Raw genomic sequence first — 25,072 nt, forward strand, 5'->3', positions numbered from 1 at the left:
TTACATCCTTTCTGGTATTGATATACCAATCACACCTAATGCTATACTCATCACTTTAACTGTGGCTACGCAAAGTGCTATTCTAGCATCCTTTATTTCTTGATCTTGAATGTTTGTGGTAGGACAATTAACATAGAACTTATTAAAAACATTTGCCAAAGAATATGCAAAATCACAAATATGATGAGGCTGCGAATTTTCATAAGCCCTACTTATAGCCATTGGAAACTGTATAAGTTGAAGTTGAAGTTTTTCTTCATATTCATTAGTAGCAGCAAAAACATCATAATGCTTAACTAAATCTTGTAAGTTATAATCGTCACCAAATACTTTTCTAATTATAGATTTTGCCCTAACAGCTGTGTATAAAAGATATGGTCCTGTTTTGCCTTCATACTGCGCAAATTTTTCTAAATCAAATACGTAATCATTTGCATAGTTATTAACTAAATCACCAAATTTAATTGTTGCCATAGCTATTTGATTTATAACACTTTCGTCATTTTCTTCTGGCATTCTTTGTCTAGCACATGTTTTAGCTTGTGATATTAAGTCAGATAAATGCATTACGCCACCTTCTCTTGTTTTAAAAGGTCTACCATCTTTTCCATTTACTGTACCAAAAGCAACATGTTCTAATTCACAATTAGAGCTAACTATATTAGTCTTATGAGCTACGCTAAATACTTGCTTAAAGTGTAAAGATTGTCTTTTATCAACGACATAAATAACTCTATCCGGATTAAAATCTTTATTACGTTGCCATAAAGTTGCCAAATCGGTAGTACCATACATAACACCACCATCACTTTTTATAATAATAAGTGGTGGGATATCTTGTTTATCTATATCTATCACCCAAGCACCATCGTCTTGATACATAAACTCTTTAGATTTCAGATACTCTACCATTTCTCCGACATACTTATTAGCGTCACTCTCTCCTAACCAAAGATCAAAATGTATACCTAACTCTTGAAAATCATTCTTAACAGCTTCAACAGAAATTTTTACGAAATGTTCCCATAAAGCAACATAACCCCTTCTACCTTGCTGTAATTCAAAAGTAGCTTGTCTTGCTTTTTCCATTTCGGTTATGTCAGATTTACATCTTTTTGAAGCCTGCGGATATATTTCTGCTAGTTCAGTAACCGTTACAGGTGATTTTTTAGGATATTCTCCAATATACTCCTTATCAAAATAAACCAATTCTGGAGAATGTAATTTTATTTCCTCTATAAGCATGCCCATTTGGGTACCCCAATCACCTAAGTGCACATCAGAGATAACCTTATCACCACAGAAACGATAAAGTCTTTGTAATGCATCTCCTAATAAAGCCGACCTTATGTGCCCAACGTGCATAGGTTTTGCAACGTTTGGGCCACCAAAGTCTAGAACTATTTTTTTTGGATTAGTATTTTTGTCTACTCCAAAGTTACTCATTTTAAGAAAATTATTTACGATCTTAGACAAAAAATTGGAACAAAGCGTCATATTTATAAAACCTGGATTTGCTACTTCAATATTGCTAAAAATATCTTTTTCCTCTATGCATTCAATAATCTCTTGAGCAATTACGAACGGTGGTTTTTTTGCAAATTTAGCTAAAGGCATTGCTCCATTACACTGAAAATGCCCTATTCCATCACGGGTTGAGACAACTACTTTGGCAAAACTTTCTCCATAGTTTAACTTTTGAAATGCTTTTACAAATATCTTTGATAAATAAACTTCTATATTCATTTTTTATAAACCTAATATAAAACTATTCCTATACCTTCTAATTTAACATAGAAATATGTAGTAAATACCGATATAATACCATGGTTATTTTTAAAAACTCAACAAAAAGGCTCCTCATAATAATATGTTAAAGGGTATTCATAAATATCTGTGGATTTGCTTTGGAACTGTATTTGTTACAGCGTCTGGCCACTCTGCAAGAATTATGAACAAAAATCCTATCAAAGAAGACTGGAGTTGTAAAATTGTAGACAATGAGTGGAAATGTGATCGGGTTAAACAGCCAGCAAACGTCTTTGATGAAAAATTAAAGCCTGAAGAAAAACAAAAAGCATTATCTGACGATTTAGGCTGGGTTCCTGAAGCAAAAACTTTTGTTGGTGGCTACTATAATAATGACACAGCTTTCACAAAAGCTTTATGTGAGTCTAAAAAAACAGAACTTAGTTACGAAGACGCCGAATATGATACAGATGGTACGCTTGTAGCTTCTGGAAATGTAGAAGTATTACAGTGTGACCAAGAAATGTATAGTGATGATGCTATCGTTAGTTTTAATACTGGTAAGAACTCTATCCAATCAATCGTAATGACTGGCGATGTAATTGCTAAACAACCATCTACTGGTATAGTTATTCGCACAAAAGAGCTTACTGCTAATACAAATGATGGTACTTATAGTGCTGGTGAAACATACTTTAGAATGGCTAGGGAAGTACCTAATACTCATATGTATGATAAAGAACATTTTAGTGGACACTTAAGAGGTCATGCAAAAACTTTTGAAAAAGAAGATCAAGATAACCTAATGATGGAAGACGCTTATATCACCTCCGGCGATCCTACTGATAATGATTGGAAAATAACGGGGAAAAATATCAATATTGATACTAATAAAGAAATGGCTTATGTTAAAGATGGTTTCTTTAAAATTAAAGATATACCAGTTATGTACATTCCTTACTTCTCATATCCTATAAGTAATAAAAGAAAATCTGGTTTCTTAACTCCAAACTTTGTCAATAGTGAACTTTCTGGATATGGGGTTGCAATACCATACTATTTCAACTTAGCACCAAATTACGATTTATTACTTGAGACGGTTTTTTGGTTAAAACGTGGATTGATGGAAAATGGCACGTTCAGATATATGACTGATACTTTCGAAGGTCAGTTTGAGGGCTCAATAGTACCTTATGACTTCCAAACCCATACTATGAGAGGTGCTTTTACTTTCTCAAATAATGGCGATTTTGGAAATGGTGTTACCACTACACTAAAATACGATTATGTCAGTGATAAAAATTATTACGATGACTTCTCTGTAGGTAACATTAACTTAGTTACAAAAACTCTTTTAGATAGAGAGTTTGACCTAAACTATAGCAATGAAAATATAACTTCAGGATTAACAGCACTATTCTACGGTGTAGTTAACCCGGACATGAACCTTGCAAATAGACCTTACGCTAAATTACCTGAAATAAAATTTAATGCTACAGCTGATGGCTATACACCTGACCACCTAAGTCTAAGTATCGAAACTTTAAACACTTATTTCTATAAAGCTGCAGCGCCAATAAACCCAAGTCAAAGCGCGGCCATAGGGACAAACGTAAATGCTTTTAGAGGATATGAGTCACCTAAAATCGCTGGTAATTTTTCAGAAACTTGGGGATACCTTAACCCTTCGTTAGAAGTACCTATACGTTACTATCAATTAAATAATAAACCTACAGATACTATTCAATTTAGTCAAAGTAGCGTTACAAGTATCTTACCTATTTTTAACATTGATTCTGGGTTATACTTTGATCGTGAATATACAACAAAAGAAGGTGCTTATACCCAAACTTTACAACCTAGGTTATTTTACACCTATATTCCTTATCAAAACCAAACTGATATACCTTTATTTGACACCAGCTTACAAAACGAACAATATATGCAGATGTTCCAGGTAAATAGGTTTACAGGTCACGATAGAATTAACAACGCCAATCAGCTTACATACGCTCTAGAGTCAACAACGATCAATCAAGAAGATGGCTCTACTTTAGCATCCGCTAAGATTGGTCAAATGATGTATTTTGCTGATAGAATGGTCACGCTTTGTCAAGGCAACTCAACATGTCCTAACCCAGAAATGACAGATCCGTTTGCAAAAGAAACATTCTCTCCTATTATGTCATCGTTTGAGTACCAGATAATGAAAAATATTTATTTATCTGCTCAGATTAATTACCGCATACAACAGCAAAATGTGGATTACCAAGTATATCAACTTTCTTACAAAGATGAGAGTGAGAATATTTTTAATATTTCGTATAATAATATTGCTAATAACTGGAACTCTCTAACCCAAGACCAAATTAACAATGGTGTAAAACCAACCCCACAAGAAACTATAACCCTTTCAACAATAATTAACCTTACTGATAGCTGGGGAATAGCGGGGTTGTGGAACTATAATTTCCAGCAGAATCAGCTAGCAGATGCATTTGTAGGCCTGCAATACAATGATAAATCTTGGGCTGTCAGAGCACTATGGCAAAAAAGTGCATATACAAACTCTGATCCGAATGACCCTCAAAAACTAGGAAATTTAGTTAATTCCTATATGCTTGAATTTGAGCTAAAAGGTCTAGGAAGTGTTGGCAGTAGTAGTAATATTGCTTCTCGATTAAGCCAAATAAATGGTTATGAAGCTGGTGAATGGGGAGGTGCAAAATCATGATAAAAAGCTATCTTTTTTCTATAAGCGTCTTATTTATTTTTTTTTGTAACAGCTATGCTGATATAGCATCTAGCTTATTTCAAAACTCTTTTAACTCAGATTTCAACAACAATAATCAAACAAGTACAACACAGCTACAAAATTCTAATAAGAAAAATCTTATCAATAAAACAGTTGCTATAGTAAATAATAAACCCATAACCTCCCTTGAACTAGATCAAGAGGTTCAAAAACTCCAAGCTAGTAATCCACAGGTGGCTCAATTCAATACTGATGAGCTAACTATAAAAAGGCTTGCTCTTCAAGATTTGATATCTCAAAGTGTATTAATTCAGTTAGCCGAGCAAAATAATATTACAATCTCAGAGCAACAATTAGACTCAGCTATACAAGAAATAGCTGCTAAAAATGGTATGTCTGTAGATTCATTACGGTTAAACCTAGAAGCATCCGGTATGTCATTTAGTAAATATAAAGATAAAATACGTCAGCAGCTAATGGTTAACCAATTGCAGCAACAAGCTATTGCTCAGCAAGTATATGTTTCTCCAGAAGAAATTCAAAAATACTTAAAAAAACATCAAAAAGAATTCTATAGACAAATGTCTCCAGTCAAGACCTATAGTCTTAAAAATCTTATCATAGCTTTGCCTGATTCAAAAAAAGCTAGAAAAGATAAAATTGGATTATTAAAAAAGTTAGCTATGGCTGTTAATAACGGTGATATTAGCTTCTCTGATGTTGTAGAACAATTCTCAGAAGCTCCTAATGCAAGTACAGGAGGAACTGTTAGCCACCCTCTTAAATTTGATGCTATACCGAGCATTTATAAAACAAAAGTAGAAAAACTTAAAGAAGGTCAAGCATCTGAACCTTTTATTGTAAACAACACTGTGCAAATGATCTATATTGATAACATACACACCCAAGCTCCTTTGCTAAGTAAGGAAATCACCAAATACTATGTCTACGGCATAGTCATAAAAGTAGGTGGTAGCATGACTGAAAAGGGTGCAAAAAGCTCTCTTGATAGAGCTCTTGTTGCTCTATCAAGTGGCGAGATTTTCACAAAAGTAGCAGAAAAATTTAATCAAGACTATGATCACGCTGATGGTGAATTTGGCTGGGTGTCAACTTTAGATACCCCTCCTTCTCTACCACCCACTGCTTTTGCAAAACTACAGACCCTCAAAGAAGATGAGTTTTCTGATGTTTTCCAAGCTGATCCAAAAACTTGGATGATTTTAAAATACACTAAAACAAAAAACTACAATGCTGCAGAAGAATTAAAAGAACAAAAAGCCTTGGAAGCAATTTTCTCAGAAAAAGCCCAACAAATATATAAAACCTGGCTAACTTCCATGAAAGACGATGCTTATATAGAAATTCTGGAAGATGATCTTAAAACACCAGATTTGTATTAAATAGGTTAATCATATGCAATATAAAACCAAAGCAAAGAAGTTTTTAGGACAAAATTTTTTGCAAGATGAAAATATCATCCAAAAGATAGTTCAATTAGCAAATATAAATAAAAATGATACTGTGTTAGAAATAGGACCAGGTTTAGGAGCATTAACCCGCCATTTGCTTAGCAAATCTAACGATATTAATGTGGTTGAATTTGACTATACTATCATAGAATCATTACTTGATAACTGTAAGACATATGGTGAACCTAAAGTTTACAATGAAGATTTTCTTGAATTTAATATTGATAAAATATCTATGCCAAACAACAAAGTAAAGTTGATTGGCAATTTACCTTATAATATTTCCACCCCTATATTATTTAAAGTAATAAGCTTGGGTGACAAAGTTATTGATGCTCATTTTATGCTCCAGAAAGAAATGGTCGATAGAATAATATCGCCACCAAACACCAAAGTTTATGGAAGGCTTTCAGTTATTTTACAATACCATTTTACATGTAGCTACATTCTTAAAATCCCACCTGAGGTTTTCTATCCTAAACCAAAAGTTGATTCTGCAATAATTAGATTAAAACCAAGAACTGATAAGCCTTACTTAAAGGATTACAACTTTTTTGAAAAACTTGTAAAACTAAGCTTTGCACAACGCCGAAAAACTCTGCATAATAACCTTAAGGAAATTTTAAAACAACAGAATATTGACTCTAGATGCTTACCTATCGATACCAATCTTAGAGCAGAAAACCTAAGTGTTAATGATTTTGTTAATTTAGCAAACTTCTTAAGTCAGGAATAACAATGGCTACTTATATAATTGGAGACGTACAAGGTTGCTATGACGAACTACAACTTTTGTTAGAAAAAATAAAGTTCTACAAAAACACAGATAAACTTATTTTCGCTGGCGATATTATAAATAAAGGTCCAAAATCACTTGAAACAATAAATTTTATTATGTCTCTTAGAGAAAAAGCTCAACTTGTTTTAGGAAACCATGAAATACTATTTTTAGCTATCAGCTATAATTTCTTACCTTCAAGTAATAAACATACTTTTGATGAAATTTTAAATGCTCCTAATCTTAAAGAAATTCAAGAATGGCTTTGTAACCAAAAATTCCTAATAAAGCTTAATAACTATTTTATAACTCATGCTGGTATTCCACATATTTGGTCACCTAAAAAAGCCATAAAGAGAGCTAATGAGGTCGAATTTGTTTTTAAAAATGAAACTACAAGAAAATTACTACTAGCCAACCTTTTTAATGAAGAAATTGCAAAATGGGATAAAGAGCTCGAGGGAATAGAAAGATGGCTATGTATACTTAACTACTTCACTAGAATGAGAGCTATAAAAAAAGATGGTGAATTAGACCTAAAATTTAGTTCAACGATTGATAACATGCCAAAAAATTTTGGACCATGGTTTAAACTTAGACACAAAAAGTTCAAAGCTGAACAAACTATAATTTTTGGACATTGGGCTGCGCTTAACGGAATAACTAACGACAAAAGTATAATTGCTTTAGATACTGGATGTGTTTTTGGTGGTAAGCTAACCTGTTATTGTGTTGAAAACAAAAAATTTATTAGAGTTAATGCAATCAAAAGCTATAGGAATATTTAAATGGATATTTTAGTAATTAATGGTCCAAATCTTAATTTATTAGGAACTAGGGAGCCTAATGTATATGGTAATAAAACCCTTAAAGATATAAATCTAGAACTTTCTAACCTAACAAAAGAACATAAAATAACTTTGGAGTTTTTTCAAAGTAATCATGAGGGTGAAATTATTGATAAAATACAGCAAACATCAGCCAAATTTATTATCATAAATCCCGCTGCATACACACATACTAGTGTAGCAATAAGAGATGCCTTTTTAGCCACACACAAGCCTTTTATTGAAATACATTTATCTAATATATATAATAGGGAGGAGTTTAGGTCTAAGTCACTTCTGTCAGACATTGCTTACGGAGGCATATTTGGTCTTGGTGCAAATGGCTATACCTTAGCTGTAATAGAAGCTATAAATTATATAAATACTAAAGGAGAAAAAAATGGATTTATTAAAAGCGATAGATAGAGTAGCCGAGATTCTCAATTCTAGCGACATTAAAGAAATAAAAATCAAAGATGGTGGATCTAGTATTTTTATGACCAAGAATAATACAGCTGCCACAAGTGTGATTTCCGCTCCTGTTGCAAGTAATATAACTCCTGTTGCATCAGCACCAGTAGCCAACTCAAATCCAATGTCTTCTATTAGCACAGTAACTACTACATCTGCTGTTGAGGAAACTTTAAATGGTGAAGAAGTTAAATCCCCTATGGTTGGAACTTTCTACGGTTCTCCTTCTCCGGATGCAGCCGTATATGTTAAAGAAGGTCAGCAAGTCAAAAAAGGGGATGTTTTATGTATTATCGAAGCAATGAAAATAATGAATAAAATTGAAGCTGAAAAAGCTGGTAAAATAGTTAAAATCCTTGCTAAAGACGGTGATCCTGTTCAGTATGATCAACCTCTATTTATAATTGAATAACTTGGTCATAATCTTTTAATAAAGAGAAATCTAGTACAAATTCTTAAGAGGTAATATAAAATGATTAAAAAAGTACTAATCGCCAATAGAGGTGAGATAGCTCTTAGGATTCTGAGAGCTTGTAAAGAGCTAGGCATTAAAACTGTAGCTGTTTACTCAACTGCTGACGCTGATCTTATGCATGTCAAGCTAGCTGATGAGGCTGTTTGTATAGGACCTGCAGCTCCTAATCTTAGTTATTTAAATATCCAAAGTATAATTACAGCTGCTGAAATCACTAATGCAGATGCTATACACCCTGGCTATGGCTTTTTATCAGAAAATGCTAAATTTGCTAAAGCTGTTGAAGAAAGCGGGTTCATTTTTATAGGCCCTCGCCCAGAAAGTATAGAAATTATGGGTGATAAAGTTGAAGCTATCAAATATATGAAAAAAGCTGGTGTACCTTGTGTACCTGGTTCAGGTGGTTCTCTAGGTAGCGATGATAAGAAAAACCTAGAAATTGCTGAAAAAATTGGCTACCCAGTGATTATCAAAGCTGCTGGTGGTGGCGGTGGTCGAGGCATGAGTATCGTTAGAAAGAAAGAGGATTTAATAAGTGCTATCTCTTTAACTAAGAGTGAAGCAAGAATCGCTTTTAATAACGATATGGTTTACATGGAAAAATTTCTAGAAAACCCTCGTCATATTGAAATTCAAGTTTTTGGAGATGGTCAAGGTAAAGCAGTATATTTGTTTGAAAGAGATTGCTCTACACAGAGAAGGCATCAAAAAGTTATTGAAGAAGCTCCTGCAATTGGTCTTACAGATAAAGAAAGAAAGAAAATTGGCGAACAGTGTGTAAATGCTTGTAAGGTTCTTAAATATCGTGGTGCTGGTACATTTGAATTCTTATATGAAAATGGGGAGTTTTATTTCATTGAAATGAACACTAGAATTCAAGTTGAACACCCTGTTACAGAGTCTATCACATCTACAGACCTCATAAAAGAGCAAATAAAAGTTGCTAATGGTCAAGGCTTAAGCTGGAAGCAAGAAGATATTTCCATCGTTGGGCATGCTATAGAGTGCAGAATTAACGCTGAAGATCCTGAAAGAATGATTCCTTCCCCAGGAAAAATAAACGTCTATCACCCACCAGGTGGCCCTAGGGTTCGAGTGGATTCTCATATTTACTCTGGTTACACCGTACCGCCTAACTATGACTCTATGATAGCAAAAGTTATCGTACGTGCACATGATAGAGAAACTGCTCTACAAAAGATGCGTACAGCTCTTGAAGAAATGGTTATAAATGGTATTAAAACTAATATACCCCTTCATCAAGAAATATTAAGCAATGAAGCTTTTATTAAAGGTGGAACAAATATTCATTTCTTAGAAAAGCTGTTAGAAAGCAAGAAAAATTCTAAATAGTACTATCTACATCTTCATTTTAATTTGTTCCTTTTTCTTATATAATTCTACTTAAATAAAATAAAATTGCGTAAATATGCATAATTTCCAAACTTTTCTAAAAAATACTCGAGAATCTAAAAACCTAGAACAAAAAACTATCGCAGATGCTACAAATCTATCAGTAGAAGCTATTGAAAATATAGAAAACTCTGATAACGATATCCTTTTACAAAACTCTAGTACTTTACTAAAGAATCAAGTTAGAAGATATTGTGAATATTTGGAAATTCCAGAAAAAAAAATCACTTCAATACTAAATAAAATTGATATCCTGTATTACAAGAAGTCTAAATATGGTAAATTAAAACTCTTTGACTACCTCAATAGACTAGCAATAATAATTATAGCTTTCATAGTGATAGTTTTAGTCGCTAAACTTATTAAAGAGAGCATTTATGAGACTAAAGCTTTTAACACTAAAAGCTCTAAAACTTCTATAATTTACACTCCTATAAATTATGATATTGATAATTCTGAGAAAAGTGGTCCTGAAGGTAATCCAACAACAGCTAACACTAACGATAATAAACAAATATCAGCTCACCCACCTGCTACTGCAGACACGAGTCAAATAATTATAGATGAGCCTAATAGTAATAACTCTACAGAACAAAGCTCAGCTCCAGCTGAAATTAATAATAATGAAAAAAACCAAAACCTCCAAACTCCTATCACTAGTGATTCTATAGATGATATAGTCTCTCAATATTTTTCTAAAAAATAGATAAGTTTTTTATATTTTCAAAGCTTATAACGCTATAAAACTCAAGTTACACAGCATAAAATTTAGTAAACTTAGCTTAAACACATTAGTTGCCATTAATATGAAAGCTATCAGTATAAGCAAAGTTAACTACTGTCAATTTTTGATAATAAACCATGAGAATTATATTCCTACATGTTATGCGGAACATGCTAAGGAACATACCCATGATGCTACAAATCGTTTTATCACAAAACCAAAATACTCCATCCTTGGTATAGCATACCTGCAGGAGCCGTTAGGAAATAGTATACCGGTACTGTTGATAAAGAAAGGTCCCTCGACTTAGAACCTAGAAAATTAGGATATAGCATAGATTTTGGTTAAAAAAGAGATTTAGTATATCACAAGTTTAAAGGAGGGAAAACCTAATATGGCTTTTAATCTTGATAAAAATTTAAAAGAAAATTTAAAAGATATCTCAGATAAATGTGGTTGGGGTAATTACTATACTGCTTTAGGACTACCAACAGGTTTATGTTTTGGTCTTGCTGCTATGTGGGGCCAAGCATATTTGGCTAATGATCTTAAAACCTTTTATAAGAGATTAAAGGTACTTACAAGTAGTTCCTTAAAAGGACAATTTCAAGGTACTTCCTATGATAACTTAACAGACCTTATTAAAGCAGTATGTAGTTATGAAAAACAACTATCTAAAAACCATAAATCAATTGAGCAATTAAACTATAGCGATAAAAATGTATATAAATTAATCATATCGATAAGAGCTTTCTTAGATGGATTACTTGCATATCATAAAGGCATGTATAATTTGGTTAGTAGAGATAAAAGGTACTTCGGCCAAAGCGTACTAAAAACTTCACAATTGGTTATAAGTAATACGTTAACCAATGTTAGTAAAGAAAAATTTAGTGCTCAAAACCCTGATATCTCTTATCAAAAAAATTCGACTTTTATAGAAATATATAACTACCCCTTTATTGGTAATCAAAAAAATTATTGTAGACTTCTAGAGCCTTTAATTGATGGCCTTAGAAAATATCAACTTCGTTGTTACATTAAGATAAATAGTACAACCCACACAATTGCATTTAATTCTGATTTAGAATTATATGATTCTAATAATTTGGGCAAAAATAAGATTGATTCCAAGAACTTTTGTAGTATAGGACAGTTAGTCAATGGTATTTTTAAAGCTTTTAAATTTAGCAAAGAGTCGGATAAACTCTCAGCTTTAAATATATCAGCTTATATAAGTCCAAAAAATAAAGCTGATCAATTTAGTAGCTTCTATAATGAGTCTGATTTAAAAAGCAGCCTCACTAATACCAAAAATGAAATATATAATAGATTAACTAAATACATAAATGATATACCATGGGAGGACCACAAAGAGCGAGCAATATCTACTCGTAATAAACTAACAACTATAAATGTGGATGATCTTTATGAGCTCATTTATGAAGAAGCATTATCACCAGATAATAATTTAGAATATAGAAAAATTATTGTAGAATCACTAACAAATATCAGAATTACTTATACAAATAAAATAATAGGTGACGGTAACTACTATAAAAAAATGCTTAAGAATATTTTTGATAGAGGTTATCACAAGGATACTAATTTACTATATATTGCCTGCCAAAGTGGTCATACGGAAATAATTGATTTGTTACTAAAGGAGGGTAGTTCTGATATAAACAAAGCTAGAAATACTGGAGGGTCAACCCCTTTATATACTGCATGCCAAAACGGTCATACAGAAATAGTTAGTTTGTTACTAAAAAATGGTGCAGACATAAACAAAGCTAGAAATACCGGAACAACCCCTTTATTTATTGCTTGCCAAAACGGCCATATAGAAATAGTTAGTTTGTTACTAAAGAATGGTGCTGATATAAACAAAACTAAAAATACTGGAACAACCCCTTTATCTATTGCTCGCCAGAGTGGTCATACAGAAATAGTTAACTTATTAGAAAAGACACAAGCTTCCCTCTAAGTTGAATCTTAGATTGTATTCTCAGAGTTATAAAATAGTTGAAAGAGGGTTCCAATGCAGTTTATTAGGTGCTTGAATTAGGATACTCAGAAGCAAAAATAGTGTAATGGTCAAATAAAACTGCAGTTATTAATGACTTAAAAGATAGAAAGTTTTTTAATATTATCAATACTCTCAAGACCCATTAAAAGCCTATCAAATCCCAGTGCTACCCCAGAACATTGAGGGATTTTATCAATGCATGCAAGTAACTCTTTATCTATATCCAGAACTGTCTTACCTTGTTTATCACGAATTTCTAAATCAGTCTGAAATCGCTTTAATTGCTCTTGTTTATCAATAAGTTCATAGTAGCCGTTAGCAAGCTCTATTGTATTATAAAAAACCTCAAATCTCGCAGCTACAAGTTGGTTATTATCATCCGTAACTTTCTTTGCTAAAGCAGACTGCTCAACAGTGTAATTAAAAATAAAATAAACTGTATTTGCTTTATTAAGACTTTTTTCAATTTTGTAGCTAAATAATATATCTAAACAATCTGCTACACTTGGATTATCTAAACCTTGAACTTTACCGACATATTTATCTACGTAGCCTAGCAACTGCTCTAAGTTTGCCAAATGTGGATTAAAACCATAACACTTTTCAAATGCCTGTTGGTAACTTAAATAACAAAATTCAAGACTAGGGTTGAGTTTTAAAAACAAAATTTCCATTTCTTCCATAAGTTGAAAATAATCTATCCCTATTCTATACCACTCTAACATAGTAAATTCAAAATTATGTAAACTACCACAAGCAGGCTCATTACGAAATGCTTTACATATTTGGTATATACTACCACTACCAGCAGCTAGAAGTCTTTTCATTGCGTATTCAGGAGAGCTTTGCAGATATCGTCTACCCACTGCAGTATTAATTGGAAATACATCTATAAATGGGTCTGTGACACCATAGTTATAAGCTAATGGAGTGTCTACCTCCAAAACATTTAAATTTTTAAAATATTCACGGATTTTTTCTAAATACTCTGATCTTTTTTTAATATTGTATATGCTCATTTTCTATTACTCTAATTTTACTTATACTTGCTATATCTACCTCAAACTTATTCATATCCTCTGACTCTAAAATAAGCTTGAGATTATTTGATATACCTTTAGCTGTTGCTTTATAGATTTGGCCACCATAATTAAAAGCTATTTGCCTATTCAATACATAATCATACTTTGCAAAAGTTTCTAAAGTTTCATCTATACTTTTACTAAAAGACTTTATAATTTCAATAATCATAGACACTAATAAATTAGCACTATCTACAGCTTGTCCCCTAATAATAGCTAATGACGTCCATAAACGATCAATCTTTTCATCTAATTCAAACATATTAACATTTATTCCTACACCAATGATCACATCAAAGCTAGATTTTTTGATGTTCTTTGTTTCTATTAAGATGCCCGCTAATTTTTGATCTTTATAATAAATGTCATTAGGCAATTTTATCTTTAGGTTTTCTCTTGATTCTACTGGTATATAATTTCTAATAGCTTTCAACACTCCTATGGCTACTTTAATACCACTTAAAGTATTTTGGTTTATGCTAAAATCACAGGAAAACCCTAGCGTTGCGTAGATATTGTCTTTACCTTTAGAGATCCACTCACTTCCTCTTTGACCTTTTCCTTTAGTTTGAGTATCTGCATAACATAGGTGATATTTATGAGTAAAATTTTTGTTTAAGATATAATCATTTGTAGAACTTATACTATTAAAATACTCTACTTCGATATCACCTACATTTCTATGTAAATGATCTTCTATAAATTTATGGTTTTTCATAATTGAATTGTTTTAATATTTAATGATAAGGATACCTGTCCAAGGAATTCTTCTTTCTGCAGCTGGTAACAAGCTTTGATAGTATCTCCGAAGTTTATTTTATCAACTATTTTACTATCGAAGGCGTTAAACCAGATTGCCTTAATTGACTGAGTATCATTGTAACGTAAAACCATTTGTGCATGACTTTGATCCTTGCCAACTAATCGAAAGTTTTCTACTATAAATTTATTGTAAAAAATTGGTTTCTCGAACTCTCTGCCAAAAGGTTCTAAAGTATCTATTTTGTCTAAAGTCTCTAAACAAAAATCACTCCCATCAAGTTCAAAATCATATTCTACATAAGGCTTTAAACTTAAACTAAGCTCAGTAACTAGTTTATTTATACATTTTTCAAAAATCTCATAAAAGCTATCAAAATCTTGTTTTTTAATAGTTAATCCCGCAGCACCTTTATGCCCCCCATACTTTAACATCAAATTAGGATTCGTATTTGCTATCATATCTAATATTTGTTTAATATCTATACCATCTACACTTCTAGCAGATCCTGATATTAAATTAGGATCTATCTGAGTTTGTGAAAATATAATTACAGGTTTACCAAATTTTTCTTTGAGTTTACTTGCTGATATACCATGTATACCTGTATGACCATTTTTGAGGAAAATGCACAAAGAATTTTTAGTATGATTAAGTTCTTGTGCTTGTTTCATAACCTCATCTGAAAGCTGTTTTTGGATTTCTTTGCGTTGATTATTTTGTTCTGTAAGGTTCTGGAAAATATCTGCTATTCTTTCTATATCACTTTCTAATAAAAAGTTTACTGAGCCTAGAGCATCAGCTACCCTACCATCACTATTTAATATAGGAGCTATACTAAAACCTATATATTCGCTTGATATTTTATCTCTATCAAAAAAATCCCAGCAATTTCTGATACCCCTCTTAAGCTGACTAATGCCTAGTTTAGTTACTATACGATTGTTGTGACTATTAGCCATACTAACACAATCTGCTACTGTACCAATAGCTACTAAATCAAGTAAATCACTTAAACCATACTCATTAGAGATAACCTTATTACTTTGAATAAACTTGCGGCGCAATGCAGCCATAAAAAGCCACGCTACCATACATCCAGCTATAGATTTATCAGGGTACTGACAATCTACTTGAGTGGGGTTTAAAATTGCTACAGCGCTTTTAGGTGGCCCTTCTGGTGGAATACCATGATGATCTGTGACTATAGTATCAATACCATTTTGCTTAAGAATAGCGATCCTAGCTTCATCTGTAGAACCATTATCTGCTGTTATAATCAAACTTGGTCGGACGTTATCTGTAAGGATTCTATTCATAACAGATTCTGACAGGCCATAACCTTCTTTCATTCTATGACCGATATATGATCTGATTTTTTCTTTAGGATGATTAAAAATTTTAGTTAAAGCTTCGTAAAGAATTGCCTGAGATGTTTGTCCATCACAATCATGGTCTGTTTCTAAACCAATAATTTCACCTTGTTGCAAAGCAAGATAAAGCCTATCTACAGCTTTTTGTATATCTTTAAATAAAAATGGCGATGATAAGTCTTTAATTGAGCCATTTATTATTAAATCTAGACTGTCTACACTTTGGGTTCTTGTAGCAATGAGTTTAGCTATAAATGAATCATATTTATTAGATATTAAATAGTCATAAACTTGCTTATTAATTTGTTTTTGCCTAACTAACATAAATTTAAATTAGATGTTTCTCGTTTACTTTTAACATGATTTCTAAACATATTAACACCAGACATAAACAATAAACCTAAAGGTATCGCAAAGAAAATACCCCATAATCCCCACATTCCACCAAATATTAATATAGCAGAAACTACTCCCACAGGGTGCATGTTTAAAACCTCTGAAAATAATAATGGCACTAACAAATTACCGTCTAAAGCTTGTATTGTAAAATATACAGTTAACATCCATACAAAAGTCATGCTAAAACCATACTGAAACATTGCAACCATTACCACTGGAATAGTAACTAAAACCATTCCAACATATGGAATAATAACAGAAATACCCACACCAAAAGCTAATAATATTGCATAGTTAAGGTTAAAATAAGCAAACCCTATATATGTAGTAATAGATACTATAATAAACTCAATCACCTTACCTCGAACGTAATCAGCCAATTTTGGCTTTAAATCATTCCAAACGTAATATAATGCTCCATTTTCTTGTGGTAAAAATCCCTTAAACCAATTAATTATTTTTTCTTTATCTTTTAAGAAATAAAAAATCATCAAAGGTACCAAGAATAAATAAATCAATGCTGAAAATAGTACTGGCAAAGTTGCTGCTGTACGTTGAAGTATAAATGAACCAACATTAGAGCTGAGTTTTTGCCAATCAATCGTATCAAACCAACTTACTACATTATTTATCCTATCTTCAGTAAGTAAACTTGGGTATTTTAAAGATAACTCTTCTAAGCTATTTTTTAAACTAGATAATGTATGTGAACCTTGTTTTATAAAATCAATTAACTGATTAATAATAATAGGTAATAGTACAAATATTACCGATAATAAAACTATTAAGAAGATAATAAACACCAGGTAAACTAAAAATTTTCTATTTATACGTGTTGCTTTATGAAGGATATTAACAAAAGTATCTAGTAAATAAGCTATAACTAAAGCCGCTAGTATTGGCGCTATATAATTACCTAGAAAAGTTAAAACTAAGTAAAAAAATAGCATTAAACCAATAAAAATAACCGGCTCATTATTTAAATACTTTTTTTGATACCAAGACTTGAGTGTTGTAAAAATCATTACTAAAAGTGCTCTACTGCTCTTGCTAATTATTTTACCAGTTTTTAAAAATATATGTGCTTAATTTTAAATATCTAAATTCATTATCCTTGTCATAAGAATTTTGCATACTATTCTCCTTTTGAAAGGAGTAGCTTGCTTGCAAGAGGAGGTGTGGCTGCCATCACCCATTTTCAGAACTCTTAGGAGCCCACATTTCTAGGATTTCAGAATTATCCAATTCTGTAGCAATATGATTTTCAACTAGGGCCCCTCCAGCTATATCTGTATCTTGGTTTTGATTACGCTTAGCTTCATATTCAGCTATTGATAAATCTCTAAGCATGCGTAGCGTTTCATTCATAGCTGCAAAATCATAAGTACTGCCATCTGCTAGTTTAGCTATTACCTTAGTTGCATTTCGCTCGCGGGCTTGCTCCTGGTAATAGCGGGTCAAAATGTATCTATCCCCATCTTGAGTATCGTTTATAGCTAAATTATCTCCTACATCCTTAACGTAAGTGTCTGAGCCTTCTCCATCTTTTAAGGTATCATTACCGGTAATAATGTTATCATTATTACCTACTAAAACGTCATCTGCATCTGTATCTATTTTAATGTCGGTTTTATATAAAACTGAACCATCAGCGAATTCAAATCCTGTAAGGTTATTGCGACCACTATAAAACTGCCTTACTTTTAAGCCTTGTGTTATATCGTCTCCAACCTGGATAATTAAATCACTTCCATCCTTCTTGAAAGACAAATCATCCTGAGTAATACCTTCCCCAAATGATATTGTATTTAATGTATTAGATCCACCGATTAAAGTGTCAAATCCATCTCCTAAGCTATATTTGATAGTGTTTTTTGAAGTATCTTTATTCAGGTAACTATTGGTTTCCTCCCTATAACTTCCGTAGCTAGCACCATTAGTAGCACTTAAACGAATGATATCATCACCCCTGCCAGCTTCTATAACATCATCACTTATACCTGTATATATAATATCATCGCCATCTGTACCAATAATTGGAGAGTTTATTTGTTCAGAATTCTTATCTAATATCGTCCCGTCTGCTAATTTTATATCTTTGATTTTACTACTATAAAAAAATTTTCTAATCTTTACACCTTGGCTAACATCATTATTTATATTTATTGTCAGATCATTACCATCTCGAATAAAAGATAAATTCTCTAGCGATATCCCCTCTCCAAATACTAATGTATCTCTAGCTTCTTTATATGAAACTTCTGAAATTATAGTATCAAAACCATCTCCCAGATTATAAATTATTGTGTCTGCTGAATCATCTGAATAATAGTTATAAAAACCATCTTCAAATACTTCTCCGTCATCTCTAATTAAATCATCGCCCTTACCAGCAATAATAGTCTCGGAGAATTTAGTCGATTGAATAGTATCATCACCTTGCGTTCCATAATACGTAGGGCTTAAAAACTTATCATCTCTATATATAACTGTACCGTCACTAAATTCAAAACTCTTAATATGATCACTATCGTTCCATTTATTACCTATTACATAATAGTTTTCTAAAATTAATCCTTGAGATTCATCATTATTTATATTTATGATTAAATCTTTTTCTTCTCTCCTAAATGACAAATTACTTAAGCTTATCCCTTCGCCAAATATAACTTTATCTGCTGTATTTTCACGGGAAGAGTAATTATAGCTCCCTTGTTTTATAGTATCTAAGCCATCTCCTAAGTTATAAACTATAGTGTCATTAGTCATATAATTACTGTGGATAATATCATTACCTGCACCTCCAATAACTATATTATTTTCTCCAAGAGTAGTCTCGATATCAGCATCTTTACTACTTCCTATAATCAACCTTTTTCCGTTTATAACTATACCACTACTATTCACAGTTCCAAATTGATTAAGTTCTAGCTGAGATAGTAAAGACAAATCACTATCTCCTTCAAACAACTTATTATAATCCCATTTGTAATCACTAAACCCTTCACCTAATATACTTTTTATATTCGCTACTAAGTTTACTGTAGTTGCTATATTTCCGTCTGATTCAGAATATATATATTCATTTAATCTACTAAAATCAACATCTATCACATTACCATTTGTATTATATGTAAAATCTAATTTCGATAGAATTTCTGGATAAGCTACCTGTTTAAAGATCGATGTCTCTATTGATCTTACAACATCATTGTATAAGCTATTTATTCCGTTGGTACTCATGCCAGTCACACCACCAACTTGACTCCAAGTGTTTACAAATATCTCATCTGTTAATATATTCTCCTGTCCTCTAGTTATAGCGTAACTTCTAACAACTCCTCCATAACTTAGGTTTAATTGCTCGTTAGAAACACTCATACTTATCATATCATTATCTGTTAAAGCTTCTAACGTTTGGATTTTTTCAAGTGTGCGTCTAGTTTTATCAGAAATGTCAAATTTAAAAGTAGTACCGTCCTCTAGTTTTAAATTTTCAATTTTTAGAGTATCTGAAAAATCTGTAGATCTGGTCCATTCACTAATTAAAACACCTACTTTCGACATATCTTTAAAGCTTTCTATTGGATTAGCTTTCATCTCTTTTAAAATATTGCCTAATTCATCATCTAAACTAGCCGCTTTGGATAAGCTTCTAACTCGACCTATACCTTTGATTTCTATACCTAGTTCTTGTATCTCAGCAGAAGCCTCTACTGTATCATTAACAAACTCTCTAATAGCAGGCTCTCTATCTAAAAATAAATTACCAACCTCTGCTGTAGTTCCATCAGTTTTTGTGAAACTACTTATATGAGTTATATTTCCTGCTGCTGTATTTCTTACAACTCTAGTTGCATTGAGATTGATCTCTTTAATCCCAGCTTCACTCAAGCTACTTAGTTCATCTTGCTGTGAGATACCATCTTGATTCTTATCCTGCCAGATTTGAAGCTTCTCAAATTCTTCATCTTTTATATCAAAGACCCCATCGGCGTTAGTATCTAACTCTCTCAATGCATCAAAGCCATTACTAGCTATGCTTCCATCTTCTTTAATAGTATTATCACCAAATAACTCTCGACCTGAATCTATAGTTCCATTACCATCTATATCTCGAACTAACAGACCATCATCTGCACTTACCCAGCCTGTACCATGCTTTACGCTATGACCAGCATGGTCAAATAATACTCCATCTTCTACAGCTATTGTCTCGATGCCATCTCCGTCTAAATCAAAAGTTAATGGGTCACCTCTTCGTACTATAACTCTCTCAGCGCTTCTAGTACGCTCTGCAATATCATATACTTGATCTAATAATACGTTTTGTGCTGTTGTAAAGTCCAAACCTAATGCTGTCTCTATTATGCCTTTGATAAAACTATTATCTTTAAGTGACTCAACAAACTGCTCTTTAACCTCTATACTTTGATCTGATACAGCTTCAGTAAGGTTACTAACTATAGCAACTCCCTGCTCACCTCCAAGAGACTCTTGAATAAACTCATAGTTCTCAAGGATACTTGCGTAGTTAGCTGCTACTGCTTGGTATCCCTCGGAATGACCTAACATATTTTGTAAACCTAAAAGTTCTGCTTCAGCAGCTGCTAGAATAGCATATGGATTCTCTGAGTTTGCTACTCCTAGCAGACTAGCTGCATAGCTTGTAACTTTATCCATATCACCCATACCAGATATTAGTGCTTTCATATCTGCTGATACTTCACTTAAAAATGATAGTCTAGCTGCTAAAGCTGTCTCGTTTAGACTATTGTCTTGGTTGAGGTAAGTTGTGTTAAATGTAGTGGCATTTTCAGTAACTATAGGAGCCATTGAATGATAATCAAAACCTAAAATACCTCCATCTGAAGATGAATATATTTTTTCCGGTGCGGTTATATGATCATTCCATCTCTCTGATACTGGATCACCTGACACACTATACACATGCGACTTTGATTTCATCTCTGCTATTTGTGCTTCTGTCATACCTTCTGTAGACATATCAGCAAACCCTGGTGGATTATAGGCATATGTCTCACCCATCTGTAAATCTGGATTTTGAATTACAGATTTCTGTACTGCAATAGCTAAAGCTCCTCCCAATGAATGTCCTGTAGAGGATACTTCTTGGATATCTGGTTGATTAAGTCTAGCATTCTCTAAAAGCTTTTGAGCTGATCCTAGCTGAGATACCTCATAACTATCACTAAAAATATTATCAATACCCATTGCTACATCTGTAGCTATATCAGTGACACTAGTAATTTCAGTACCTCTATTAACTACCATTGCTTTATCACTTGCTCCTTTAGGGCTTACAACCATGCCAGCATAGCCATTTAAGTTATCTCCTGATATAGCTGCTACGTTGTATTCTTGTATTTCCCTGACAACATCTGGGTTACTATTTAGATATGCTTTAGTATCAGCATCGACGCTATCCCTAAATACAAATTCACCTTTATCATTCTTTGTATAAAACTGGTCATAAACAGTTTGAGAACCATCGTTACTTTGGACTTCATTAATATTTAAAGCATCTGAATACATTAAGTTACTTAACTTTGCTGATATATCTTTGTTAAAACTACTCATGGTCACTACTCTCCCTTACTTATTAATTTTTCTAAAGTTGTGTAATACTTGCTATCTTTGAGTGGTGTATGTGCTCTTGATCTTGCATGCCATATACCTGAACACCCTAGGTTTGAGCATTTGTTCGGCACCCCAAACTTATCTACTAAACGAAACTCTTTGGCTATATCATTTAAGCTACTTATTCTATCGGCAGTTGTATTACCAGTTACTATTTTTTTCCTTGTTTTTATGTTTTCTACTCCATATTGAGTATTACAAGCTTTTTCGAAATCATTTATCTTCGTACACGAAGCTAAATATAAATATCCCCAGGCATATTTTTGGATTCCCTCAACAAACCACCAGTCAATAGATGTTGTAAAATCACTCTTAACTTCTTCAAAATAGTTATCAATGTTAAAACCTTCAGGTAAATCATAAGTTATAACCTCTAGCTTATAGCTGTATAAACCAAATGATCTAAGTTTAGTATTTATTTTTTCTGCCATCTGTAAAATCTTATAAATATCTTCTGCTGTCCGTGGTGCTTCTATGAACACACTTAAATTACCACGAATATAATTATGTTTCTTTGCAATCCATTCCTTAGTTGATCCTGTATCAAACATATATCCTAAAGAAGCATCAACCTGATCATAGTATTTTTCTTTTTGCTCTTTACTCTCAAGCCCAGACCCAGGACTCCCTGAACCTAAACCTCCTATTATCAAGTAATTACCTCCAATCTTCTTAACATATGGATCAAATATATCGCGCCATTGCTTGGATACTCTATCCCACATATAGCCATTAGCTGCTAGTCTATCTTGTTTAGGAAAATATGAGCCTTTATATGTGTAGTCACTATCATTAGGCTTATACTCGAAATTATACCCACCCAAATTACTTGAGTAGCTGACATCCCAAACTTCAAACTTGTCACCTTGATACTTCTGTTCTAGACGTTTCTCTATTTTTTCTTTAACGTCTGGATAACCAGTTATCCAGTCTATAAATCCGCAATAGGCTATGGCTGGTATTGCTAGTATTGTTGCTAGTAGTAGTTTTTTGAGTTTCATTCATTACTCCTATTGTTAACTAAAAATTCCCCTTCAAGTGTTGAAGGGGTGGCAGTCGCTAGACTGACGGGGTAGTACTTTTAACTTTTGTAGTTTACCCTCTAAATAAAATAACACTCCTTCAATATTAAATTTAACATCTTCATCTAATATTCTCTCAATACCCAAACCTAAACTTTCTAAATAAACTTGCCTTTGTTCATCATATTCACACTTATTATTATGGCTAGAACCATCTACTTCTATTACTATATTTAGACTAGGACAATAGAAATCTACTATGTAATTACCTATTATTCTTTGGCGATTAAAATCTAGATTAAGTAACTGTTTATTTTTAAGTTTATTCCACAATAACACTTCTGATAAATTGCCTGCTTGGCGCAATTCTTTTGCTCTTTGCTTTAATTTAGAGTTATAAGGTAATTTAATATTCATATAGTAAAAACTATCTCACCGGATCAACTAAAAATGTAGATTTCAAAGTACTACCCCGTCTTGCTATGCAAGCCACCCCTTCAACACTTGAAGGGGAATTGTTCAATACCGCTGATACTTCTGCTGTTGACCCTGCTAATTGATTTGACATAATTTTCTCCCTTTATTTATTTTCTAATTGTAAAACTTGCTTATATATTTGTGTGTCTATTAATGGTGTGTATTCTATTCTTGCTCCATGCCAACCTATCCAGCTTGGTGCTTGAGGATTCCAGTGTGTTGGTTTACCTGGATGATCATACAAATGAAATTGCTTAGCTATATCATCCAAACTATGGATACGGTCTGCTGATGTCAAATGTTTAATCATCTTTAATCTTGAATTTTCATCTTTATCTAGATACTGTGTATTGCATGATTTCTCAAAATTAGAATTATACTCACAGCCATATATCTGCAACCAGCCCCAAGCATACTTTTGGATATCTCCATCGTTTTTAAAATCTAACATACTATAGTCAATATCTTTATCTACAGCATCATCTATATAGTTATCAAAAGTTAAGCCTTTGGGTAAATCATAGACTGTTACTTCTAATTTATAGCTGTATAATTTTAATGACCTAAAATAATTATTAAGATTCTCTATCATCTCTAAAACTTTAAGCATACTTTCTGGAGTTTTTGGAGCATCTACATGAATAGTTGCCTCTGTCCTAATATAATTATGTCCCTTAGCTATCTTCTCTTGCATAGTCATATCTGGGTTTGCTAACAATTCCCATGTCTTCATCATATTATCTGGTTTATGATCTTTCTGTTGTTTCTCTTTCCACCCCACTTCATTAGCTCCATCTATATTAGGTACTATCATATTATTAGTACTTACAGCATCAACATATGGTTTAAATAATGCCTTCCAGTCTAAATTTTGTTTATATTGACCAAAATTATCTACAACTTTATTAACCTTCTCATAGTATGAACCTCCAGACTCTAAATCTTTATAACTTAAATCTTTAGCCTTAAAATTATACCCACCTAAATTACTTGAGTAGCTGACATCCCAAACTTCAAACTTGTCACCTTGATACTTCCCTTCTAGACGCTTCTCTATTTTCTCCCTAACCTCCGGATAACCAGTTAGCCAATCTAAAAGCCCACAATATCCCATCACCGGTATCGCTAGTATTGTTGCTAGTAGTAGTTTTTTGAGTTTCATTCATTACTCCTATTGTTAACTAAAAATTCCCCTTCAAGTGTTGAAGGGGTGGCAGTCGCTAGACTGACGGGGTAGTACTTTTAACTTTTGTAGTTTACCCTCTAAATAAAATAACACTCCTTCAATATTAAATTTAACATCTTCATCTAATATTCTCTCAATACCCAAACCTAAACTTTCTAAATAAACTTGCCTTTGTTCATCATATTCAAACTTATTATTATGGCTAGAACCATCTACTTCTATTACTATATTCAAACTAGGACAATAAAAATCTACTATGTAATTACCTATTATTTTTTGACGATGAAAGTCTAGATTCAATAACTGCTTATTTCTAAGTTTATTCCACAATAACACTTCTGATAAATTGCCTGCTTGGCGCAATTCTTTTGCTCTTTGCTTTAATTTAGAGTTATAAGGTAATTTAATATTCATATAGT

At 32.5% G+C, this 25,072-nt stretch carries 19 protein-coding genes and 1 pseudogene; 9 read left to right on the forward strand and 11 right to left on the reverse strand.

Annotated features, from left to right (window positions below; translation table 11 throughout):
- Window positions 1-1,746 carry an arginine--tRNA ligase gene (argS, locus tag SD28_RS07015; protein WP_039125402.1) on the reverse strand — a complete coding sequence of 582 codons (1,746 nt, stop codon included), beginning with the start codon at window positions 1,744-1,746 and terminating at the stop codon, window positions 1-3.
- A 124-nt stretch (window positions 1,747-1,870) separates the two neighbouring features.
- Here argS and SD28_RS07020 point away from each other — a divergent pair, with 124 nt between their 5' ends.
- The 9 genes and pseudogenes from SD28_RS07020 to SD28_RS07810 all read left to right on the forward strand — a co-directional run bounded on the left by SD28_RS07020 (window position 1,871) and on the right by SD28_RS07810 (window position 12,651).
- A complete protein-coding gene (locus SD28_RS07020) occupies window positions 1,871-4,483 on the forward strand; it encodes an LPS-assembly protein LptD (RefSeq protein ID WP_039125403.1) in 2,613 nt (870 codons plus the stop codon).
- Complete coding sequence (locus tag SD28_RS07025) at window positions 4,480-5,907, forward strand: SurA N-terminal domain-containing protein (protein WP_234384998.1); 1,428 nt, start codon at window positions 4,480-4,482, stop codon at window positions 5,905-5,907. Before SD28_RS07020 ends, SD28_RS07025 begins: the two co-directional genes overlap by 4 nt.
- A gap of 13 nt (window positions 5,908-5,920) precedes the next feature.
- Window positions 5,921-6,712, forward strand: a complete 792-nt coding sequence (gene rsmA, locus SD28_RS07030) for a 16S rRNA (adenine(1518)-N(6)/adenine(1519)-N(6))-dimethyltransferase RsmA (RefSeq protein ID WP_039125404.1) — start codon at window positions 5,921-5,923, stop codon at window positions 6,710-6,712.
- Between the two features lie 2 nt (window positions 6,713-6,714).
- Entirely contained in the window at window positions 6,715-7,542 is an 828-nt protein-coding gene (locus tag SD28_RS07035; protein ID WP_039125406.1) for a symmetrical bis(5'-nucleosyl)-tetraphosphatase, read from the forward strand.
- The gene (gene aroQ, locus SD28_RS07040) at window positions 7,543-8,007 is read left to right on the forward strand and encodes a type II 3-dehydroquinate dehydratase (protein WP_039125408.1); all 465 of its coding nucleotides are present in this window, start codon (window positions 7,543-7,545) and stop codon (window positions 8,005-8,007) included. It abuts the gene before it with no gap.
- Window positions 7,982-8,464, forward strand: a complete 483-nt coding sequence (gene accB, locus SD28_RS07045; protein ID WP_039125410.1) for an acetyl-CoA carboxylase biotin carboxyl carrier protein — start codon at window positions 7,982-7,984, stop codon at window positions 8,462-8,464. Before aroQ ends, accB begins: the two co-directional genes overlap by 26 nt.
- Before the next feature lie 60 nt (window positions 8,465-8,524).
- Window positions 8,525-9,880, forward strand: a complete 1,356-nt coding sequence (gene accC, locus SD28_RS07050; RefSeq protein WP_039125413.1) for an acetyl-CoA carboxylase biotin carboxylase subunit — start codon at window positions 8,525-8,527, stop codon at window positions 9,878-9,880.
- A gap of 76 nt (window positions 9,881-9,956) precedes the next feature.
- Window positions 9,957-10,541: pseudogene (locus tag SD28_RS07055) on the forward strand (helix-turn-helix domain-containing protein); the annotation flags it as partial.
- A gap of 517 nt (window positions 10,542-11,058) precedes the next feature.
- Window positions 11,059-12,651 carry an ankyrin repeat domain-containing protein gene (locus SD28_RS07810; protein WP_052251901.1) on the forward strand — a complete coding sequence of 531 codons (1,593 nt, stop codon included), beginning with the start codon at window positions 11,059-11,061 and terminating at the stop codon, window positions 12,649-12,651.
- Between the two features lie 137 nt (window positions 12,652-12,788).
- On the opposite strand, the gene epmA is transcribed toward SD28_RS07810, so the two are convergent.
- From epmA to SD28_RS07105, 10 genes are all read right to left on the reverse strand, one after another.
- Window positions 12,789-13,712, reverse strand: a complete 924-nt coding sequence (gene epmA, locus SD28_RS07065) for an EF-P lysine aminoacylase EpmA (RefSeq protein WP_039125415.1) — start codon at window positions 13,710-13,712, stop codon at window positions 12,789-12,791.
- Window positions 13,693-14,493: a biotin--[acetyl-CoA-carboxylase] ligase gene (locus SD28_RS07070; protein WP_039125417.1), complete on the reverse strand. Its 801-nt coding sequence runs from the start codon at window positions 14,491-14,493 to the stop codon at window positions 13,693-13,695. Before SD28_RS07070 ends, epmA begins: the two co-directional genes overlap by 20 nt.
- Window positions 14,490-16,232 (reverse strand): single-stranded-DNA-specific exonuclease RecJ, encoded by a 1,743-nt coding sequence (gene recJ / locus SD28_RS07075; protein WP_039125419.1) that lies wholly within the window; start codon window positions 16,230-16,232, stop codon window positions 14,490-14,492. The genes SD28_RS07070 and recJ overlap by 4 nt, the downstream gene beginning before the upstream one ends.
- On the reverse strand, window positions 16,226-17,332 hold the full coding sequence (locus SD28_RS07080) for an AI-2E family transporter (protein ID WP_039125421.1): 1,107 nt from the start codon (window positions 17,330-17,332) through the stop codon (window positions 16,226-16,228). The genes recJ and SD28_RS07080 overlap by 7 nt, the downstream gene beginning before the upstream one ends.
- Before the next feature lie 163 nt (window positions 17,333-17,495).
- Window positions 17,496-21,908: a calcium-binding protein gene (locus SD28_RS07085; protein WP_039125424.1), complete on the reverse strand. Its 4,413-nt coding sequence runs from the start codon at window positions 21,906-21,908 to the stop codon at window positions 17,496-17,498.
- A gap of 5 nt (window positions 21,909-21,913) precedes the next feature.
- On the reverse strand, window positions 21,914-22,969 hold the full coding sequence (locus tag SD28_RS07090) for a hypothetical protein (RefSeq protein WP_039125426.1): 1,056 nt from the start codon (window positions 22,967-22,969) through the stop codon (window positions 21,914-21,916).
- Window positions 22,970-23,002: 33 nt separating this feature from the next.
- Window positions 23,003-23,407: an endonuclease domain-containing protein gene (locus tag SD28_RS07095; RefSeq protein WP_039125428.1), complete on the reverse strand. Its 405-nt coding sequence runs from the start codon at window positions 23,405-23,407 to the stop codon at window positions 23,003-23,005.
- A 10-nt stretch (window positions 23,408-23,417) separates the two neighbouring features.
- Entirely contained in the window at window positions 23,418-23,558 is a 141-nt protein-coding gene (locus SD28_RS08115; protein ID WP_157698609.1) for a hypothetical protein, read from the reverse strand.
- A gap of 12 nt (window positions 23,559-23,570) precedes the next feature.
- A complete protein-coding gene (locus SD28_RS07100) occupies window positions 23,571-24,629 on the reverse strand; it encodes a hypothetical protein (RefSeq protein WP_039125430.1) in 1,059 nt (352 codons plus the stop codon).
- A 33-nt stretch (window positions 24,630-24,662) separates the two neighbouring features.
- The gene (locus SD28_RS07105; RefSeq protein WP_039123002.1) at window positions 24,663-25,067 is read right to left on the reverse strand and encodes an endonuclease domain-containing protein; all 405 of its coding nucleotides are present in this window, start codon (window positions 25,065-25,067) and stop codon (window positions 24,663-24,665) included.
- Window positions 25,068-25,072 lie beyond the last annotated feature (5 nt).

Origin of the sequence: Allofrancisella guangzhouensis (genome assembly GCF_000815225.1) — a bacterium.
Classification (GTDB): domain Bacteria; phylum Pseudomonadota; class Gammaproteobacteria; order Francisellales; family Francisellaceae; genus Francisella; species Francisella guangzhouensis.

Excerpts from the sequence above, each read along its gene's own strand:
- recJ (WP_039125419.1), bottom strand. The coding sequence starts at position 16,232 with ATGTTAGTTAGGCAAAAACAAATTAATAAGCAAGTTTATGACTATTTA.
- SD28_RS08115 (WP_157698609.1), bottom strand. The coding sequence starts at position 23,558 with ATGTCAAATCAATTAGCAGGGTCAACAGCAGAAGTATCAGCGGTATTG.
- SD28_RS07090 (WP_039125426.1), bottom strand. The coding sequence starts at position 22,969 with ATGAAACTCAAAAAACTACTACTAGCAACAATACTAGCAATACCAGCC.
- SD28_RS07095 (WP_039125428.1), bottom strand. The coding sequence starts at position 23,407 with ATGAATATTAAATTACCTTATAACTCTAAATTAAAGCAAAGAGCAAAA.
- SD28_RS07080 (WP_039125421.1), bottom strand. The coding sequence starts at position 17,332 with ATGATTTTTACAACACTCAAGTCTTGGTATCAAAAAAAGTATTTAAAT.
- accC (WP_039125413.1), top strand. The coding sequence starts at position 8,525 with ATGATTAAAAAAGTACTAATCGCCAATAGAGGTGAGATAGCTCTTAGG.
- SD28_RS07810 (WP_052251901.1), top strand. The coding sequence starts at position 11,059 with ATGGCTTTTAATCTTGATAAAAATTTAAAAGAAAATTTAAAAGATATC.
- rsmA (WP_039125404.1), top strand. The coding sequence starts at position 5,921 with ATGCAATATAAAACCAAAGCAAAGAAGTTTTTAGGACAAAATTTTTTG.
- epmA (WP_039125415.1), bottom strand. The coding sequence starts at position 13,712 with ATGAGCATATACAATATTAAAAAAAGATCAGAGTATTTAGAAAAAATC.
- SD28_RS07070 (WP_039125417.1), bottom strand. The coding sequence starts at position 14,493 with ATGAAAAACCATAAATTTATAGAAGATCATTTACATAGAAATGTAGGT.
- SD28_RS07085 (WP_039125424.1), bottom strand. The coding sequence starts at position 21,908 with ATGAGTAGTTTTAACAAAGATATATCAGCAAAGTTAAGTAACTTAATG.
- SD28_RS07025 (WP_234384998.1), top strand. The coding sequence starts at position 4,480 with ATGATAAAAAGCTATCTTTTTTCTATAAGCGTCTTATTTATTTTTTTT.
- SD28_RS07020 (WP_039125403.1), top strand. The coding sequence starts at position 1,871 with ATGTTAAAGGGTATTCATAAATATCTGTGGATTTGCTTTGGAACTGTA.
- SD28_RS07100 (WP_039125430.1), bottom strand. The coding sequence starts at position 24,629 with ATGAAACTCAAAAAACTACTACTAGCAACAATACTAGCGATACCGGTG.
- argS (WP_039125402.1), bottom strand. The coding sequence starts at position 1,746 with ATGAATATAGAAGTTTATTTATCAAAGATATTTGTAAAAGCATTTCAA.
- SD28_RS07105 (WP_039123002.1), bottom strand. The coding sequence starts at position 25,067 with ATGAATATTAAATTACCTTATAACTCTAAATTAAAGCAAAGAGCAAAA.
- aroQ (WP_039125408.1), top strand. The coding sequence starts at position 7,543 with ATGGATATTTTAGTAATTAATGGTCCAAATCTTAATTTATTAGGAACT.
- accB (WP_039125410.1), top strand. The coding sequence starts at position 7,982 with ATGGATTTATTAAAAGCGATAGATAGAGTAGCCGAGATTCTCAATTCT.
- SD28_RS07035 (WP_039125406.1), top strand. The coding sequence starts at position 6,715 with ATGGCTACTTATATAATTGGAGACGTACAAGGTTGCTATGACGAACTA.